This is a genomic window from Nonomuraea monospora, from assembly GCF_039531895.1.
Lineage (GTDB): Bacteria > Actinomycetota > Actinomycetes > Streptosporangiales > Streptosporangiaceae > Nonomuraea > Nonomuraea monospora.
The window spans coordinates 30,590-45,775 of sequence record NZ_BAAAQX010000012.1 but is presented as its reverse complement, the minus strand read 5'-3'; the positions used below and the strand labels follow the sequence as shown (position 1 = coordinate 45,775).

The window sequence follows — 15,186 nt, the reverse complement described above, 5'->3', positions numbered from 1 at the left end:
CACGACCCGCTTGCGCGCGCCCGGTGACCTGGAACTGGCCGCCTGGTGAGGATGACGGCCTCCTCGCCGGGCAGCCTCAGCACGAACCGCCTGCTGGAGTGACTCCCCGCGACCGCGCCAGGCGAGCACGCGCGCATCCCCTTGCCCCGAACAGCAAGAAGCCTCAGTTCCCGGTGTAGGCCGGGCGCTGGGGCCGGAGTGCTGGTGGACGATACTGGGATTGAACCAGTGACCTCTTCCGTGTCAGGGAAGCGCTCTCCCGCTGAGCTAATCGTCCTCGCGAGGTGGCGACGGGATTTGAACCCGTGTGGACGGCTTTGCAGGCCGCTGCCTTGCCTCTCGGCCACACCACCGAGCCGGAAGCTCCGAGCGGAAGACGGGATTCGAACCCGCGACCCTCACCTTGGCAAGGTGATGCTCTACCACTGAGCCACTTCCGCATCAACCCCGCAGGCTCAACCCCGGGGCGACGAGAGAACTCTAGCGAATCCTGGCCGAGTCCCCAAACTGGAATACGCCCGCCCAGGTCAGGTGTGCCCGCCGTTGACGGTGAGGCGCTGGCCGGTGACGAAAGCGCCGCCCTCCGAGGCGAGGTACGACACCGCCGCCGCGACGTCCTCCGGCATGCCCATCCGCCGCAGCGGCACCTCCTCCCGGTAGGCGCTCTCGTCCAGGCCCTCGTGCCGTTCCACCGGGATCCAGCCGGGCGCGACCACGTTCACCGTGATGCCGTGCGCGCCCAGCTCCTTGGCCCACACCTGGGTGAGCGCGTGCTGGGCGGCCTTGGCGGCGGTGTAGGCGGAGCTTTCTGGCAGTTTGCGGTCCACGATGTCGGAGCCGATCTGGATGACCCGGCCGCCGCCCCGCTCCCGCATGCCCGGCAGGACCGCCTGCACGAGCAGCGTCGGGCTCTTGACGAAGAAGGTGAGCTGGTCGAGGTGCGACTGCCAGGTGAGGTCCTCGACCGCGATGGTCGGCTGCGGGCCCGTCGCGTTGGCCACCAGCACCCCGACCGGGCCGAGCCGGTCGGTGACGGCGGCGGCCAGGCGCTCGACGGCGGTCTCGTCCGTGACGTCGGCGGCGAACGCCTCGGCGACGCCGCCCGCCGCGCGGACGGACTCCACGACCTGCTCGGCTCCGGCGTGGTCGGAGTGGTAGTTGACGGCCACGGCCAGGCCGTCGGCGGCCAGCCTGCGGGCGATGGCGGCCCCGAGGCCGCGCGAGGCGCCGGTGACGAGCGCGACTGTTGTCATGGGGCCGAACTCTAACCCGGCGACGGTCGGCGCCCGAGCCGGAGGTCCACCGACCGGCCCGTCCGCGCCTGAGCCGACGGCCCGCCGACCGGCCGGCAGCGCCTGCGCCGGAGGCCCGCCGACCTGCCGGTCAGCTGCTGAGCTGGAGGCCCGCCGGATGCGGCCCCTCCGTCTCCAGCCGGTACTCGCGCCCCGAGATCGCCCGGTTGTCGTCGATGACCCGCTCGGACGCCGGCTTCTCCCCGTTCATCACGGCCTCCTGCATCCGGGTGAACCGCTCGTGCGCCTCTTTCACGTACCCCGTGCCCAGCGTCGTGCAGTCGATCTGGGTGGCGAGCAGCTCCCGGATGTAGGCCTTGTTCGGCTCGAACGTCACGGGCGGCGGCAGCGCGGGAGCCAGCACCTGGTCCGGCTCGCGCCCGTCGAACCGCCTGAACAGGTCGGCCGCCAGCCGCAGATGCTCCAGCTCCATGTTCAGGTGCAGCTCCCAGATGTTCTTCACCTTGGGATCGGACTCGGTCTCCATGAACGAGTAGTACAGGTAGCACTCGTTGTACTCGTGGTTGAGCAGCATCTCCCACCAGCTCTCACCGGGGTCCACCAGCGACTCGTAGTGGGTGACGTGCTCCTCCTCCACCATCGCGATCTCCTGGTAGAGCTGCCGCGCGATCGGCTCCATGCAGGCGGGGCCGACGTTCATGTAGAAGTTCATCGTCTGCTGCTCGGCCGCCATGACGGTCAGGGCGTGCAGCCGGGACAGCGGCTCGGTGACGCTCCGGTCGTACGGCTGGCGCACGTTGTCGAGCGGGTCGCGGTGGTGCAGGTACGTGGGGCGGCCCGGCATCACCTCGGTCAGCCCGTCGACGATCTTCTCGGCCTTGCGGTGCTCGATCATCTCGTACAGGTTGGCGTACCGGTACAGGTGGTCGAAGTCCTCCAGCACGCCGAACTGGTAGGCCTGTTTGAGGTACGAGTCCGGCTCCATCCGCGCGACCCACGCCGTCAGGTCCACCGCCACCTGCTCGTAGGCGATCGTCGTCTCCAGCACCGACGACGTCCCCGGCAGCAGCCAGTTGACCGCCTTCTGCTGCTGCGCCTCGACAAAGCGGACGCGGGCGAGCTGCTGCTTGAGCTCCAGGTCCGGGCAGTGCCGGGCGAGCTGGTGGCTGAACAGGATCGCCTCGGTCTCGATCCCGTTCATCGTGATGATCCGGCACCGCGTGTACGGGTCGGCGTGGTCCGGGTCGATCGGCGTGACGTTCAGCTCCCGCCAGTCACGGAGCTGCTCGTCGAGCGGGATGCCCCGCTGCTGGAGTGGGTCGAAGGCCATGCCGCTGCGCGTACCCGGCGCCTATCCGGGCAACCTCCGCGTTCGGTCCGCTTTCGGTAAGGCGGCGCGTGCCGGGTGCGGGCCGGGGTACGGGCGCTGACGTGGCTGAACAAGATGTCATCGAGCTCCTGATGGCCCAGCACGGTCAGATCAGGGATCTGTTCGACGAAGTGGAGCAGGCGCCTCCGGACAAGGTGGGTGACGCCTTCGACCGGCTGACGCGCATGTTGTCCGTGCACGAGACGGCCGAGGAGGAGATCGTCCACCCGTACGCGCGCCGCAAGCTCGACAACGGCCAGGGCGTGGTGGCCGACCGGCTGACCGAGGAGAACAGGGCCAAGCGCCTCCTGCTCGACCTGCACAAGAGCGGCGTGGACCATCCGCAGTTCTGGGACGGCCTCGCGGCGCTGCGTACCGCCGTCTTCACGCACGCCCGCAGCGAGGAGCGTTACGAGTTCGTCCGCCTGCGCGCGCGGACGTCCGTCGTGGAGCGGCGGGCGATGGCGGCGGCGGTGCGCGCGGCCGAGTCGCTCGCGCCGACCCGCCCGCATCCCGGCACGGAGTCCGCCGCCAAGAACCTGCTGATGGGCCCGCCGCTGGTGGTCATGGACCGGGCGCGCGAGCTGATCAGAAAGGCCCTGGGCAAACGCTGACCCTTCGACGCGCGTCGAAAGGTCCTCGTACTAGCGTCGCAGGCATGGAACACATCGCCAGGGACGCGGACATCGCTCCCGTCGCCGCGCTGATCGCCGACCCCACGCGGGCCGCGATCCTGACGGCGCTGCTCGGCGGGCGGGCGCTGGCGGCGGGCGAGCTGGCCAGGCTGGCCGGGGTGAGCGCCGCCACCGCGAGCGCCCACCTGGCCAAGCTGCTCGACGGCCGGCTCGTGGACGTCGTGCGCCAGGGCCGCCACCGCTACTACCGCCTGGCCGGGCACGAGATCGCCGAGGTGCTGGAGGTGCTGGCGCGGATCAGCGCCCGCCCGCCGGTGCGCTCGCTGCGCCAGTCGCGCCAGGCCAGACAGCTTGAGGAGGCCCGCACCTGCTACGACCACCTGGCAGGCAGGGCCGGGGTCGGGCTGCTCGACCGGCTCAAGGAGAGCGGCTGCTACGACGGGCACGACGTGACGGAGGCGGGGGAGCGGCTGCTGTCGCGGCTGGGCGTGGACGTGGCGGGCGCCCGCCGGTCGAGACGGCGCTTCGCGCCCGAGTGCCTCGACTGGACCGAGCGCCGCGCGCACCTCGGCGGCGCGCTGGGCGCGGCGATCACGGAGGTGCTGTTCGAACGGGGATGGTACCGGCGGGGCAACGTGCCGAGGGCGGTGGTCCTCACCGACGAGGGCAGGCAGGGCCTGTCGGAACTGTTCTCCGGTAAGGGGCTAACATCGGTTACGCCGGTTACCTGAACGAGAGAGACGCACCATGCGCGACAACGAGGTCGTGACCGTCGGTCCGGAGCCCCTCACCTTCGACGACGTCATCAGGGTGGCCCGCCACGGAGCCCCCGTACAACTCAGCGACGATGCCATCGCCGCCGTCTCGGCGGCCCGCCAGCGGGTGAACGAGCTGGCCGAGAGCCCGGTGCCGGCGTACGGCATCTCGACCGGGTTCGGCGCGCTGGCCACCCGCCACATCGACCCGGCGCTGCGCGCCCAGCTCCAGCGCTCGCTGGTGCGCTCGCACGCGGCCGGCAGCGGGCCCGAGGTGGAGACCGAGGTGGTGCGGGCGCTCATGCTGCTGCGGCTGAGCACGCTGGCCACCGGCCACACCGGCGTCAGGCCCACCACGGCCAAGACCCTCGCCGCGCTGATCAGCGCGGGCATCACGCCGATCGTGCACGAGTACGGCAGCCTCGGCTGCTCCGGCGACCTCGCGCCGCTGGCGCACGTGGCGCTCACCCTCATGGGCGAGGGCGTCGTACGGGACGCCTCGGGCACCGTCCAACCGGCGGCCGAGGCGCTCAAGCAGGCCAGGATCGACCCCGTCGAGCTGGCCGCCAAGGAGGGCCTGGCGCTGATCAACGGCACGGACGGCATGCTCGGCATGCTGATCCTCGCCATCGACGACCTCAGCAGGCTCGTCAGGACCGCCGACGTGAGCGCCGCGATGAGCGTGGAGGCGCTGCTGGGCACCGACCGCGTGTTCGCGCCCGAGCTGCAGGCGCTGCGTCCGCACCCGGGGCAGGCGCTGTCGGCCGCCAACATGACCAAGGTGCTGCGCGACTCGGGCATCATGGCCAGCCACCGCGACCCGGCGGCCTGCACCCGCGTCCAGGACGCGTACTCGCTGCGCTGCGCACCCCAGGTGGCCGGCGCGGTCCGCGACACGATCGCGCACGCCGCCACCGTGGCAGGGCGGGAGCTGGCCAGCGCCATCGACAACCCGGCCGTGCTGACCGACGGCCGCGTGGAGTCGAACGGCAACTTCCACGGCGCGCCCCTGGCGTACGTGCTGGACTTCCTCGCCGTCGTGGCCGCCGACCTGGCCTCCATGTCGGAGCGCCGCACCGACCGCTTCCTGGACGTGGCCCGCAACCACGGCCTGCCCGCGTTCCTGGCCGACGACCCCGGCGTCGACTCCGGCCACATGATCGCCCAGTACACCCAGGCGGCCGTCGTGTCGGAGCTGAAGCGCCTGGCCGTGCCCGCCAGCGTCGACTCCATCCCCAGCTCGGCCATGCAGGAGGACCACGTCTCCATGGGCTGGTCGGCGGCCCGCAAGCTGCGCAGGTCCGTCGACGGGCTGACCAGGGTGCTGGCCGTCGAGGTGCTCACCGCCGCCCGCGCGCTCGACCTGCGGGCCCCGCTGGAGCCCGCGCCCGCGACGGCGGCCGTGGTCAGGGCGCTGCGCGAGACCGTGCCCGCGCCGGGCCCCGACCGGTTCCTGGCGCCGGAGATCGACTCCGCCGTGCGCCTGGTGGCCGACGGCGGCGTGGTCGCGGCGGCCGAGACGGTCACCGGCCCCCTGGACTAGCTTCCAGGATTAGCTTTCGGGCAGGGCCACGATCAGGTCCACCTCCAGCAGCAGCCCCGGCATGAACAGCTTCGACACCTCGACCGTCGTGCTGGCCGGGGCCGTGCCGGTGATGTACTTCCTGCGCACCTGTCCGTACGCGACCCGGTCGTCCATGTCCGTCAGGTACGTCCTGATGAACGCGATGTCGTCGAACGTCGCCCCCTGATCGGCCAGGATGCGTGAGATGACCTGGAAGACGTGCTCGGCCTGCTCCTCCATCGAGCCCTCGCCGACGACGTTGCCCTGCTCGTCGAAGGCGGCCTGGCCGGAGACGTAGAGCATGTCGCCGACGCGGACGGCGTGCGAGTACATGCCGTTGGTGGCGGGGATGGTCGGCAGGTTGAGCGGCACGGCCCGCCGCCCGGCGCCGCCCCCGCCCCCGCCCCCGCCTCCGCGCTCGCGCTCGCGCTCGGCCTGCCGCTCGGTGCCGCCCCCGCCCACGTGCTCGGCGATGGCGGTCAGGTCGCGTTCGCCCAGCCCGGCCGCCCGCGCCTGCTGCATCCTGGCCCGCGCGGCCGTGGCCATCGTCGCGCCCGGCCACGCCCCCAGCCCCAGGTCCTTGGTGGCGTGCGCGAGCGAGTAGCGGGTCTCGGCGGACGGCACGCGCAGCCGCTCGGCCAGCGTGCCCAGCGGGGTGCCCGACAGCACGTCGATCAACGCGTCCCGGTCCACGCCGTGCGCCTCGCCGTACGCGAACGTCTCGGCCAGCAGCACCTGCGCGGGCACCAGCGCGCTCATGACGGCGATCTTCATCGCGGCGCCCGACCCGAGCGGCCCGCACTCACGCACCGTCCCGAACACCGACAAGATCTCCCGCCAGCGCCGCACGTCACCACCGGCCAGCACGGTCAGCGTGCCGTCGGCGGCGGGCCCCACGCTGCCCAGCACCGGCGCGTCCACCAGCCCCACCTCCGCCGGCAGCAGCGCGCGCAGCTCCCGCACCGCCTCCGGCCCGATCGTGGACATCTCCACCACCGTCGCCCCCGGCCGCAACCCCGGCAGCGCCGCCGTCAGCACCTCGCGCACCGCCGCCGGGTCGCTGAGCATAGTGATGACCAGGTCGGCGCCGTCCACCGCCGCCGCCACGGGCACCCCGTCCGCGCGCCGCCACGTCGTCACCTGGTGCCCGGCCTCCACGAGTCGCCGGGCCATGGGGGCGCCCATGCGCCCCTGTCCGAGAAAAGTAATCACGGGGGACATGGAACACCTTGGCGAGGTATTCCACCACCGACTAGATTGCATGGCAGCCATGCCTGATACGAATGCCTCCGATTCCGGGACCCCGCAGCTTCCCACCACCGGCTTTGACCCGGGGACGCCGCAGCTTCCCGACACCGGTTTTGACGCCGGGACGCCGCGGCTTCCCGGCAGCGGCGCGTCGAGCGTCCCCGACACCGGCGCGTCGAGCGTCCCCGACACCGGCGCGTCGCGCGTGCTCGACACCGGCGCGCTGCGGCTCTTCGACGAGGTCGCCAGGAGCGGCTCGTTCACGGCCGCCGCCGAGCTGCTCGGATACACCCAGTCGGCGGTCTCCCGCCGCGTCGCCGCGCTCGAACGCGCCGCCGGCGGGCCCCTGTTCGAGCGGCTGGCCCGCGGCGTACGCCTGACCCCGGCGGGAACGGCCCTGCACCGGCACGCCGTCGCCGTCCTCGACCGGCTCGACCGCGCCGGCGACGAACTGGCCGCCATCCACCGGGGGCAGGGCGGGATCCTGCGGGTGGGCTCGTTCGCCACGGCCAACATCGACCTGCTGCCCGGCACGCTCAAGCGGTTCCTGGAGCGGCGGCCCGGCGTCGAGCTGCGGCTCACCGAGGGGCTCAGCGCCCGGCTGATGGAGCTGCTGCACGCCGGGGCGCTCGACGTGGCCGTGATCAGCGACTACCCGGCGGGGCTGCCCGGCGAGGGGGCGCGCACCGTCCCGCTGCGTGAGGACCGCCTGCTGGTCGCGCTGCCCGCCGGGCACCGGCTGGCCGGCGAGCCCGACGTGGACCTGCGCGACCTGGCCGAGGAGAGCTGGATCGAGGCCGCCCCGCGCGGCCAGCCGACGCTGCTGGTCACGGCGTGCGCGGCGGCCGGGTTCCGGCCGCGCGGCGGGCCCCGGGTGGCGGAATGGTCGGGCAAGTTCGGATTCGTCGCCGCAGGGCTCGGCGTGACGCTGGTGCCGGAGCTCGCGGCGCGGGCCGTACCGGCGGATCTGGTGCTCAAACCACTCAGAGGCGGTACGACCCCCGCACGCCGGGTCTACGCGGCCCTCCCCGAGTCGCCACTGCCCGCCGCGCTGGAGCTGGTCGAGATGCTGGGAGAATGGGAAGTGTGTACGACGGATTCGCCCACTTAGGCGGCCTTTCCGCCAGTGGGCTGCGGGATGTGACCTCGGACCTCGCCGCGCTCGACGGCCAGGGCTGGTGGGCCGTCGTGGTCGACTACGAGGGCAAGGTCACGTGCGCCCGGTTCGACCGGGTGCGCAGGTCACCCCTGCCCGTACCCGCCGCCCCCTGGCACGGGCCCCGCCCCGGCCAGTGGCGCAGCTCGCTCGACCAGGCCGCCTACGAGCGCGGCGTGCGGATCATCCGCGACTACATCGAGCAGGGCGAGGTCTACCAGGCCAACCTCTGCCGCGTCCTGAGCGCCCCCGTGCCCCGCGACGCCGATCCGCTCGCGCTGGCGGCCCGGCTCGCGGCCGGCAACCCCGCCCCGTACGCCGCGGTCATCGACGTGCCAGGCCTGAGCGTGGTGTCGGCCTCGCCCGAGCTGTACCTCTCGCGTGACGGGGACGTCGTCGAGTCCAGGCCCATCAAGGGCACCGGCGCCACCGCCGGCGACCTGCTGGACAAGGACTACGCCGAGAACGTCATGATCGTCGACCTCGTCCGCAACGACCTCGGCAGGGTCGCGGCCGTCGGCTCGGTCGAGGTGCCGTCGCTGTGCGCGGTCGAGGAGCACCCCGGGCTCGTCCACCTCGTCTCCACCGTGCGGGCCAGGCTCGCGCCGGGGACGGGCTGGCCGGAGCTCTTCGCGGCGACTTTCCCGCCCGGATCCGTCACAGGCGCTCCCAAATCGTCGGCTCTGCGCATCATCAATGAGCTCGAACCAGCCCCCCGCGGCCCGTACTGTGGGGCCGTGGGCTGGGTCGACGCCGACCGGGGCAAGGCGGCGCTGGCCGTAGGCATCAGAACATTCTGGATCTCAGGCAGCGAGATCCGGTTCGGCACGGGAGCGGGCATCACCTGGGGCAGCGACCCCCGGCGCGAGTGGCTCGAGACCGAGCTCAAAGCAGCCAGGCTCATCGCACTGGCATCCACGCATCCACAGGAGGCAACTGAATGAACATCCCTGTCTGGGTCAACGGGGAGCTGATCGACCCCGCTCAAGCCACCGTGTCGGTGTTCGACCACGGGCTGATGGTCGGCGACGGCGTCTTCGAGACCATCAAGATCGTGGACGGCAGGTCGTTCGCGCTCACCCGGCACCTCGATCGGCTCACCCTCTCAGCCCAGCGCATGGACCTGCCCGACCCCGACGTCGACGCCATCGCCGACGGCATCACCAAGCTCCTGGAGGTCGCGCCCGCCTGGGCGCTGGGCCGCATCCGCGTCACCTACACCAGCGGCCCCGGCCCCCTCGGCTCCGACCGCGGCGACCAGGGCACCACCGCCGTCGTCATCGTGGACGAGCAGAAGCCGTTCCCCGCCACCGCGAACGTGGCCGTCGTCCCCTGGCCGCGCAACGAGCGCGGCGCCCTGTCGGGGGTCAAGAGCACCTCGTACGGCGACAACGCCAAGGCCCTGCTGCACGCCAAGAAGCGCGGCGGCGGCGAGGCCATCTTCGGCAACCTCGCCGGCAACCTGTGCGAGGGCACCGGCTCCAACATCTTCGTCGTCCGCGACGGCCGCCTGCTCACCCCCACCCTCGCCTCCGGCTGCCTGGCCGGCGTCACCCGCGCGCTGGTGCTCGAATGGTGCGGCGGCGAGGAGTCCGACGTGCCGCTCTCCGCGCTCTACGAGGCCGAGGAGGCGTTCCTCACCTCCACGACGCGCGACGTGCAGCCCATCAAGCTGGTCGACGACACCGAGCTTCCCGTCGCCCCCGGCCCCATCACCACCAAGGTCATGCGCATCTTCGCCGAACGCTCGGCCGCCGACCTCAACCCCTGACCACGTCGCTTGACGGCTCCCCTGGCCGCGCCGGCCGGGGGAGACCATTTTCCGCGTTCGGCTCCGGGGTGAGTTGCGTTATGAGTGGGATGGCGATCGTCACCGTGGAGCGCGTGCTGGCACGCACTCCCGCACTCGCAGTCCCGCTGCCACTGATCCACGCCTACGACGTCGAGAGAGCACGTCGCTGCACATTCGGCTGCGCTACCCGGACGGTGCCGAAGTCGCCTCCGGAGACGACCGGAATTGCGCGCCGCCCAGCCTTTACTGGTTTCCGGGAGGGGTGCGGGGGGATGCCGCGTACCCCAGTCCTGGCCGCCGCTGTGATCTCTTGCGTTTACGGCATTTTTTACGGCAAGCCAAGTGGGCCCCGCCCGCCGTCGTGTGCTGACGGCCCTCCAGGGAGACGCTCCTCCGCCTCACCGCCACCTCGCCGTTACGCGCGTACGTTGCCCGGCGAGGTGGTGACGACCTAGCGCCTCAGCGACCGACCGACCGGACCGGTGACGGGGGCCGGCCCGGTCGCCGCCTGCCGCATCGCCCAAGCTCAACGCGTCCGGCCAGCCCAGCAGACATGGCCTTCCAGCTCAGCCGACCTCGGCCAGCCATTCGCCTTCCAGCCAGGCCGCCTACGGACCGCCCATCTGCCTCCAAGCTCAGCCGACTTGGGGCCGCCCCATCCGCCTTCCAGCTCAGCCGCCTTCGGGCCGCCCCCTCCGCCTTCTTCAGGTCAGGTCACCCGGCTCCCAGCCTTAGTAGGACTTCTGGGTCTGGACGTTGAAGTCGTCCATCTTGACCTGCTTGGCCGGGTCCGTCAGCGGGTCGGTGATCTCCAGGACGTCCAGGCCCTCAGTCATGTCGCTGGAGTAGATGTAGCCGTTGTAGTAGTAGGCCGACCAGGTGCCCGCGATGCCGCCGCCCTCGTGGGGCCCGCGCTCGAAGTAGCCGATCTCCTTGGGGTTCGCCGAGTCGGTGAAGTCCCAGATCGACACGCCGCCCTGGTACCAGGACTGGACCATGACGTCCTTGCCGTCCACCGGGATCAGGGAGCCGTTGTGGGCGACGCAGTTCTCGTTCTCCTGCTGCTCCCGGGGGATCTTGTAGTAGCCCCGCTTCTCCAGCTTGCCGTCGACCAGGTCGTAGATGGCGTTGGCGCCCTTGGTGGCCGGGGTGTTGCGGTCGCAGGTGGCCTGGCCGCCGCCGCCCAGCTCGTCGCTGAAGACGACCTTCGTGCCGTCGTTGTTGAAGGTGGCCGAGTGCCAGATCTGGAAGTTCTCCAGGTCGGTGAGCTGCTGGAGGACCTTCGGCTTGACCGGGTCGGAGATGTCGAGCAGCACGCCGTCGCCGAAGCAGGCGGCCGCGGCCAGCTTCTTCTCCGGGTAGGCGGTGATGTCGTGGCAGCCGGAGGCGAGCTCGGAGTGCTGCCGCTCGGGAAAAATGTCCGGCTTCGCCACGACCTTGGCGGACTCAGGCGACTTGACCGGCACCTCCACGATCGAGATGAGTTCGTGCGGCGCGGGGCAGGTCTGCGAGTCGGGCTCGGGGCCGGGCGAGGAGACGTACACGTACAGCGTCTCCCCGGCGGGCACCATCGTGTGCGTGTGCGAGCCGCAGTCGGCCTGCACCGCGCCCACGTACTTCGGGCTCTTCTTGTTCTTGACGTCGAAGATCCGCAGTCCTTCCCAGTTGCGCTCGCCGTCGTCCGAGCCGCACTCGGGGCCGCCCTGCGGTTCGTCGATCGAGAGGATCAGCAGGTCCTCGTAGATGGTCACATCGTTCTGTTGCGCCGGGCAGGACACCTGGCTGACGAGCTGGGGCTTGGTCGGGTCGCCGATGTCGTAGATCGAGAACCCGCCGAAGTTCCCCACGTAGGCGTAGTCGCCCTGGAACGCAAGATCGGTACCTAGGTCGCCCTCGCCGTTGAACGGAGCCGTCAACGGCAGGTTGGCGATGTGCTTCACGTTGTCGCTCGTCATCACGTCGCCGGAGGGCGAGGTGGCGGGCGTGCCGGCCGCAGCGCTGGTCTCCTGCGGAGCGGTCGCGGGTGTCGGCTCCTCGGTGGCACTGGGTCCCGCGGCGCACGCGGAGGCCAAGAACAACACCGTACACAGCAACACTCCGCGCAACTTGGCAGAGATCAACGCGCATCCCCTTTGTCTAGTAGCTCACTATGGAAGCTATGTCAGCAGGTTATGGGCCGCGTACGGTCTTCATCACAGTTATGTCGACATTTGCCCTTGCCGCCTGCTCGCAACAGCCCGCCGAGCCGGCGGGCCCCTCGCCGGTGGGTACGGAGGCGCCGGTCATCGTGCCGGGCAGCCCGGGCGCGCCGGGCCGCACGGCGACCCCGGGGGAGCGGGTCGGGGCCACGCCTTCTCCCACAGTGGCCTCGGACGTGCGCTTCGCGGAGGGCATGATCCCGCACCACCGGCAGGCGCTGGAGATGACGTCCATGGTGGAGGCGCGTACGAGCACGGCGTCGATCCGCGCGTTCGCCCGCCAGATCGCGGCGGCGCAGACGCCCGAGATCAAGGCCATGACCGCCTGGCTCGCCGAGCTGGGCCGCTCGGTCCCGGCGGGACACCAGCACGAGCAGGGCGCGACCTACGGGATGGCGACGCAGGAGGAGCTGAACAGGCTGCGCGCGTCCAGAGGCGCCGCCTTCGACCGCCTGTTCCTGCAGCTCATGACCAGGCACCACGAGGGGGCGGTGAAGATGGCGGGGGAGCAGTTGGCGGGGGGACGCGACCAGCGCATGCGGCTGCTGGCCAAGGACGTGTACTCGGGGCAGAGCATCGAGATCGCCCGCATGCGCGAGGTCCTGAAGTCGCTCCCGGCCTAGATTCGACGGGGGAACCCGGGGCTTCTGGACGCGAGGGAGAGAGCCGGGGGCCTGGAGCAGCAGCTCGCGGCCTGAACACGACGGGGAGATCCCGCCCACGGGCGGAACCTCCCCATCGCACAACAGAGTCCGGCCCCCTCGGGGATCGCCGGACGACTTCCCTGTCCCTGCCCTGCGCCTGCTAGGACGGCCAGAGCATATTGGTCAGCTCGGCGTCGAGATCCATGAAGTCGGTCTCCCGCCCGGCGGGCACCTTCTCGTAGGTCCGATGGAGGAACTCGGTCAGCGGGGCCAGCGGCACTTCGAAGAGCGCCTGACCGAACGGCGATGTGAGACTGATGTGCAGGGTGCGCTCGCCGTCGGCGCGCGCGGGCCACACCTGCACGTCGCCGTCGCCGACACGCCTCACGATGCCCACGGTCAGAAGCTCGCGGGCAAAGATCCACTCGACCGGCTCGTCGTTCCCTACGTGGAAGGCCATGCGGATGGCGTACGGATCGTCGGCTGTGTAACTCAGTCCGGCGAGCAGGGGGACGGTAGTACGGTCGGGGACCACAAGCCGAAGGCCAAGCTCGGCGGAGACGGTGGTGCTGTTCATCGTCAGCCAAACCTTTTCGTCGTAGGTCCCCTCTACGGGGCTTTCACTGCTCTGACGGACTTCGTCCTGAGCTATGACGCGGAACGAAGAAACCTGTAGGAAAGATTCCGCTCCTAGGGCCTTCTGTAACGCACATCACAGCTGGACATTTAGGCATCTACCAGGCTAAACGGCATCAATCGGGTCGTATTTACAAGGGTTTTGCGTGCTGTGGAGCCTGCCCCGGACGCGCCGCCCATGAACGTTTCTCGCGAAAAGATCATGGCCGGAGGGATCCGGGACACGACGATGGTATGCCACCCGCCCGCCGTGCCGATGGGCAACCGCCGCGTTTCACCCGAATCCCTCTGAGACGCCACCCCTGTGTGTCCCTCAGGTGCGGTCATGATCGTCTTGGCGGCCAACCGGTTCGCCGTCACTGCCGGAGTGCGGTATGGTTTTCCACGTCGGCACCGCAAGGAAGCCGCCGAGGGCGGGCGATTAGCTCAGCGGGAGAGCGCTTCGTTCACACCGAAGAGGTCACTGGTTCGATCCCAGTATCGCCCACCACGAAGGTCGCAGGTCAGAGGCTCGCAGCTCATCATGAGAGGCGGGCCTCCTGCATGTCGTGCGCCGTACGTGCGCCAGAGTTAGGAGATCTTGGCGCAGGCGCTCGCCGCTTCCAACTCTCGATGACCTTGCTGTGGGCCTCGGGAGCCAGATGGGCGTAACGTTGCGTGGTCGCGAAAGACTCGTGACCCAACAGGTGCTGGACGTCATACAGGGGTACGCCGTCCTGCACGAGCCAACTGGCCGCCGTGTGCCGCATGATCTTCGGCGGGAAGCGACGGAGTTTGTGACTCGGGTCGTCGCAGACCTTGGGGCCGCATTCTCCGACCGTCCACAGAGCATCGTCGGCCTGTCCGGGGGATAGCCGACCGCAGGTATGGGCTGCCTCCACCGCGACATTCCAGATGCGGTCCCGGAAGTTCCCATCGTCGATGGGCCCGCCCTGGGGAGCCGGGAACATCAGACCAGGACAAGAACCTCCACCGGGTACTCGGGAGCCGTCTGGAAGCACCTTCGGGCAGGTGCAGACACCCCATGCGGTTCGTCCCTCCATCAGTTCCCGCATGGCCTCCAGCGTGTGTGGGGGCACCGGGACAGTCCGGTGGGACTTCTTCGACTTTGGGTACTCCCTCAGCCCGTACCGGGTCATCACATGCGTGATGGTGATCAGGCCACGGATCCAGTCGATCTGGTTGGCATGCAGGCCGTACGCCTCACCGGGTCGCAGACCAACGTCCATGCCCAACTCGATCAGGGTCCGCCACTTGAGGCCGTGCAGTTCCAAGACGGTCGTGTAGAGGAGATCAGCCTCGTCCCGCTCATAGAACTCCACCGCCCGAGGCTCGATCTTCGGCAAGTCGAGCTTGGCGAACGGGTTCGTCATCACGAGAGGTGGATCCTCCGTCATGGCCGCGACGTAGAGGCTGCTCATGACGAACACCGCTTCATGGATGGTGCTCGCCTTCAACAGGGGAACGTCCTCGGCCGTGATGACCGTACGGCCTTTGTGGCGGGTTCGTTGGGTGCCCTTGAGCCGGTTGACCCACCCCTGGGCCTCGGTGCGCGTCACAGCGTTCATGGGCCAGGTGGCCCACACCTCCTCGCAGTGGGTGCGCCACAGTGAGTCCTGCTTGGCCAGAGTGGGTCTCTCCAGCCCTGAGGCATCCCGCACACGTTGGCGCCAAGCGCCGAGCTTGATCTCCCCGGCCCTTGGGTCACGACGATCCCCGCTCTTGAACTTGGCCTCCTGCTTGGTGCCCCAGTCTCTGGCGACGCTCTTGAGCCGGTCAGAGAAGGTCACCTTCTTGCCGTCCGGCTTCCTCACGGTGCACTGCCACTTGCCGGATTTGAGTTTACGGAGATACATGATCACCGCCTTCCTGTACTACTACCTCCTTGATGAGGTAACTCGATGTTGATGTTGAATGAGAGATCATCCACGCCTCA

13 protein-coding genes and 4 tRNA genes are annotated in these 15,186 nt (G+C 70.1%); 8 read left to right on the top strand and 9 right to left on the bottom strand.

Going from position 1 to position 15,186, the window contains the following annotated elements; genetic code table 11:
• Positions 1–202: 202 nt before the first annotated feature.
• The 5 genes from ABD331_RS23880 to ABD331_RS23860 all read right to left on the bottom strand — a co-directional run bounded on the left by ABD331_RS23880 (position 203) and on the right by ABD331_RS23860 (position 2,583).
• Positions 203–277, bottom strand: a tRNA-Val gene (locus tag ABD331_RS23880).
• Between the two features lie 5 nt (positions 278–282).
• Positions 283–353: transfer RNA gene (locus tag ABD331_RS23875), tRNA-Cys, on the bottom strand.
• Between the two features lie 15 nt (positions 354–368).
• Positions 369–440: transfer RNA gene (locus tag ABD331_RS23870), tRNA-Gly, on the bottom strand.
• A gap of 87 nt (positions 441–527) precedes the next feature.
• On the bottom strand, positions 528–1,253 hold the full coding sequence (locus ABD331_RS23865) for an SDR family oxidoreductase (protein ID WP_344478486.1): 726 nt from the start codon (positions 1,251–1,253) through the stop codon (positions 528–530).
• A 130-nt stretch (positions 1,254–1,383) separates the two neighbouring features.
• Positions 1,384–2,583, bottom strand: a complete 1,200-nt coding sequence (locus tag ABD331_RS23860; RefSeq protein WP_344478482.1) for a hypothetical protein — start codon at positions 2,581–2,583, stop codon at positions 1,384–1,386.
• 101 nt (positions 2,584–2,684) lie between these two features.
• On the opposite strand from ABD331_RS23860, the gene ABD331_RS23855 reads away from it, so the two are divergent.
• The 3 genes from ABD331_RS23855 to hutH are packed head-to-tail and all read left to right on the top strand — an operon-like array spanning position 2,685 to position 5,555.
• Complete coding sequence (locus ABD331_RS23855) at positions 2,685–3,236, top strand: hemerythrin domain-containing protein (RefSeq protein WP_344478478.1); 552 nt, start codon at positions 2,685–2,687, stop codon at positions 3,234–3,236.
• A gap of 44 nt (positions 3,237–3,280) precedes the next feature.
• Positions 3,281–3,988 (top strand): ArsR/SmtB family transcription factor, encoded by a 708-nt coding sequence (locus tag ABD331_RS23850; RefSeq protein WP_344478475.1) that lies wholly within the window; start codon positions 3,281–3,283, stop codon positions 3,986–3,988.
• Positions 3,989–4,004: 16 nt separating this feature from the next.
• A complete protein-coding gene (hutH, locus tag ABD331_RS23845; protein ID WP_344478470.1) occupies positions 4,005–5,555 on the top strand; it encodes a histidine ammonia-lyase in 1,551 nt (516 codons plus the stop codon).
• Between the two features lie 9 nt (positions 5,556–5,564).
• On the opposite strand, the gene ABD331_RS23840 is transcribed toward hutH, so the two are convergent.
• On the bottom strand, positions 5,565–6,797 hold the full coding sequence (locus ABD331_RS23840) for a Rid family hydrolase (RefSeq protein WP_344478466.1): 1,233 nt from the start codon (positions 6,795–6,797) through the stop codon (positions 5,565–5,567).
• Positions 6,798–6,846: 49 nt separating this feature from the next.
• On the opposite strand from ABD331_RS23840, the gene ABD331_RS23835 reads away from it, so the two are divergent.
• The 3 genes from ABD331_RS23835 to ABD331_RS23825 are packed head-to-tail and all read left to right on the top strand — an operon-like array spanning position 6,847 to position 9,751.
• Positions 6,847–7,935, top strand: coding sequence for a LysR family transcriptional regulator (locus tag ABD331_RS23835; protein ID WP_344478462.1), 1,089 nt, complete (start codon positions 6,847–6,849; stop codon positions 7,933–7,935).
• Positions 7,936–7,964: 29 nt separating this feature from the next.
• On the top strand, positions 7,965–8,924 hold the full coding sequence (locus tag ABD331_RS23830) for a chorismate-binding protein (RefSeq protein WP_344478459.1): 960 nt from the start codon (positions 7,965–7,967) through the stop codon (positions 8,922–8,924).
• Positions 8,921–9,751, top strand: a complete 831-nt coding sequence (locus ABD331_RS23825) for an aminotransferase class IV (protein WP_344478456.1) — start codon at positions 8,921–8,923, stop codon at positions 9,749–9,751. Before ABD331_RS23830 ends, ABD331_RS23825 begins: the two co-directional genes overlap by 4 nt.
• Before the next feature lie 752 nt (positions 9,752–10,503).
• Here ABD331_RS23825 and ABD331_RS23820 read toward each other — a convergent pair.
• On the bottom strand, positions 10,504–11,853 hold the full coding sequence (locus ABD331_RS23820) for an LVIVD repeat-containing protein (protein WP_344478453.1): 1,350 nt from the start codon (positions 11,851–11,853) through the stop codon (positions 10,504–10,506).
• 119 nt (positions 11,854–11,972) lie between these two features.
• Between ABD331_RS23820 and ABD331_RS23815 the strand changes: the two genes are divergently transcribed.
• On the top strand, positions 11,973–12,593 hold the full coding sequence (locus tag ABD331_RS23815) for a DUF305 domain-containing protein (protein ID WP_344478449.1): 621 nt from the start codon (positions 11,973–11,975) through the stop codon (positions 12,591–12,593).
• A 181-nt stretch (positions 12,594–12,774) separates the two neighbouring features.
• Here the strand turns inward: ABD331_RS23815 and ABD331_RS23810 are convergent, their stop codons facing one another.
• Positions 12,775–13,191, bottom strand: coding sequence for an SsgA family sporulation/cell division regulator (locus ABD331_RS23810; protein WP_020547189.1), 417 nt, complete (start codon positions 13,189–13,191; stop codon positions 12,775–12,777).
• A gap of 474 nt (positions 13,192–13,665) precedes the next feature.
• Between ABD331_RS23810 and ABD331_RS23805 the strand changes: the two genes are divergently transcribed.
• Positions 13,666–13,740, top strand: a tRNA-Val gene (locus ABD331_RS23805).
• 31 nt (positions 13,741–13,771) lie between these two features.
• On the opposite strand, the gene ABD331_RS23800 is transcribed toward ABD331_RS23805, so the two are convergent.
• A complete protein-coding gene (locus ABD331_RS23800; protein WP_344479088.1) occupies positions 13,772–15,106 on the bottom strand; it encodes a tyrosine-type recombinase/integrase in 1,335 nt (444 codons plus the stop codon).
• Positions 15,107–15,186: the final 80 nt, after the last annotated feature.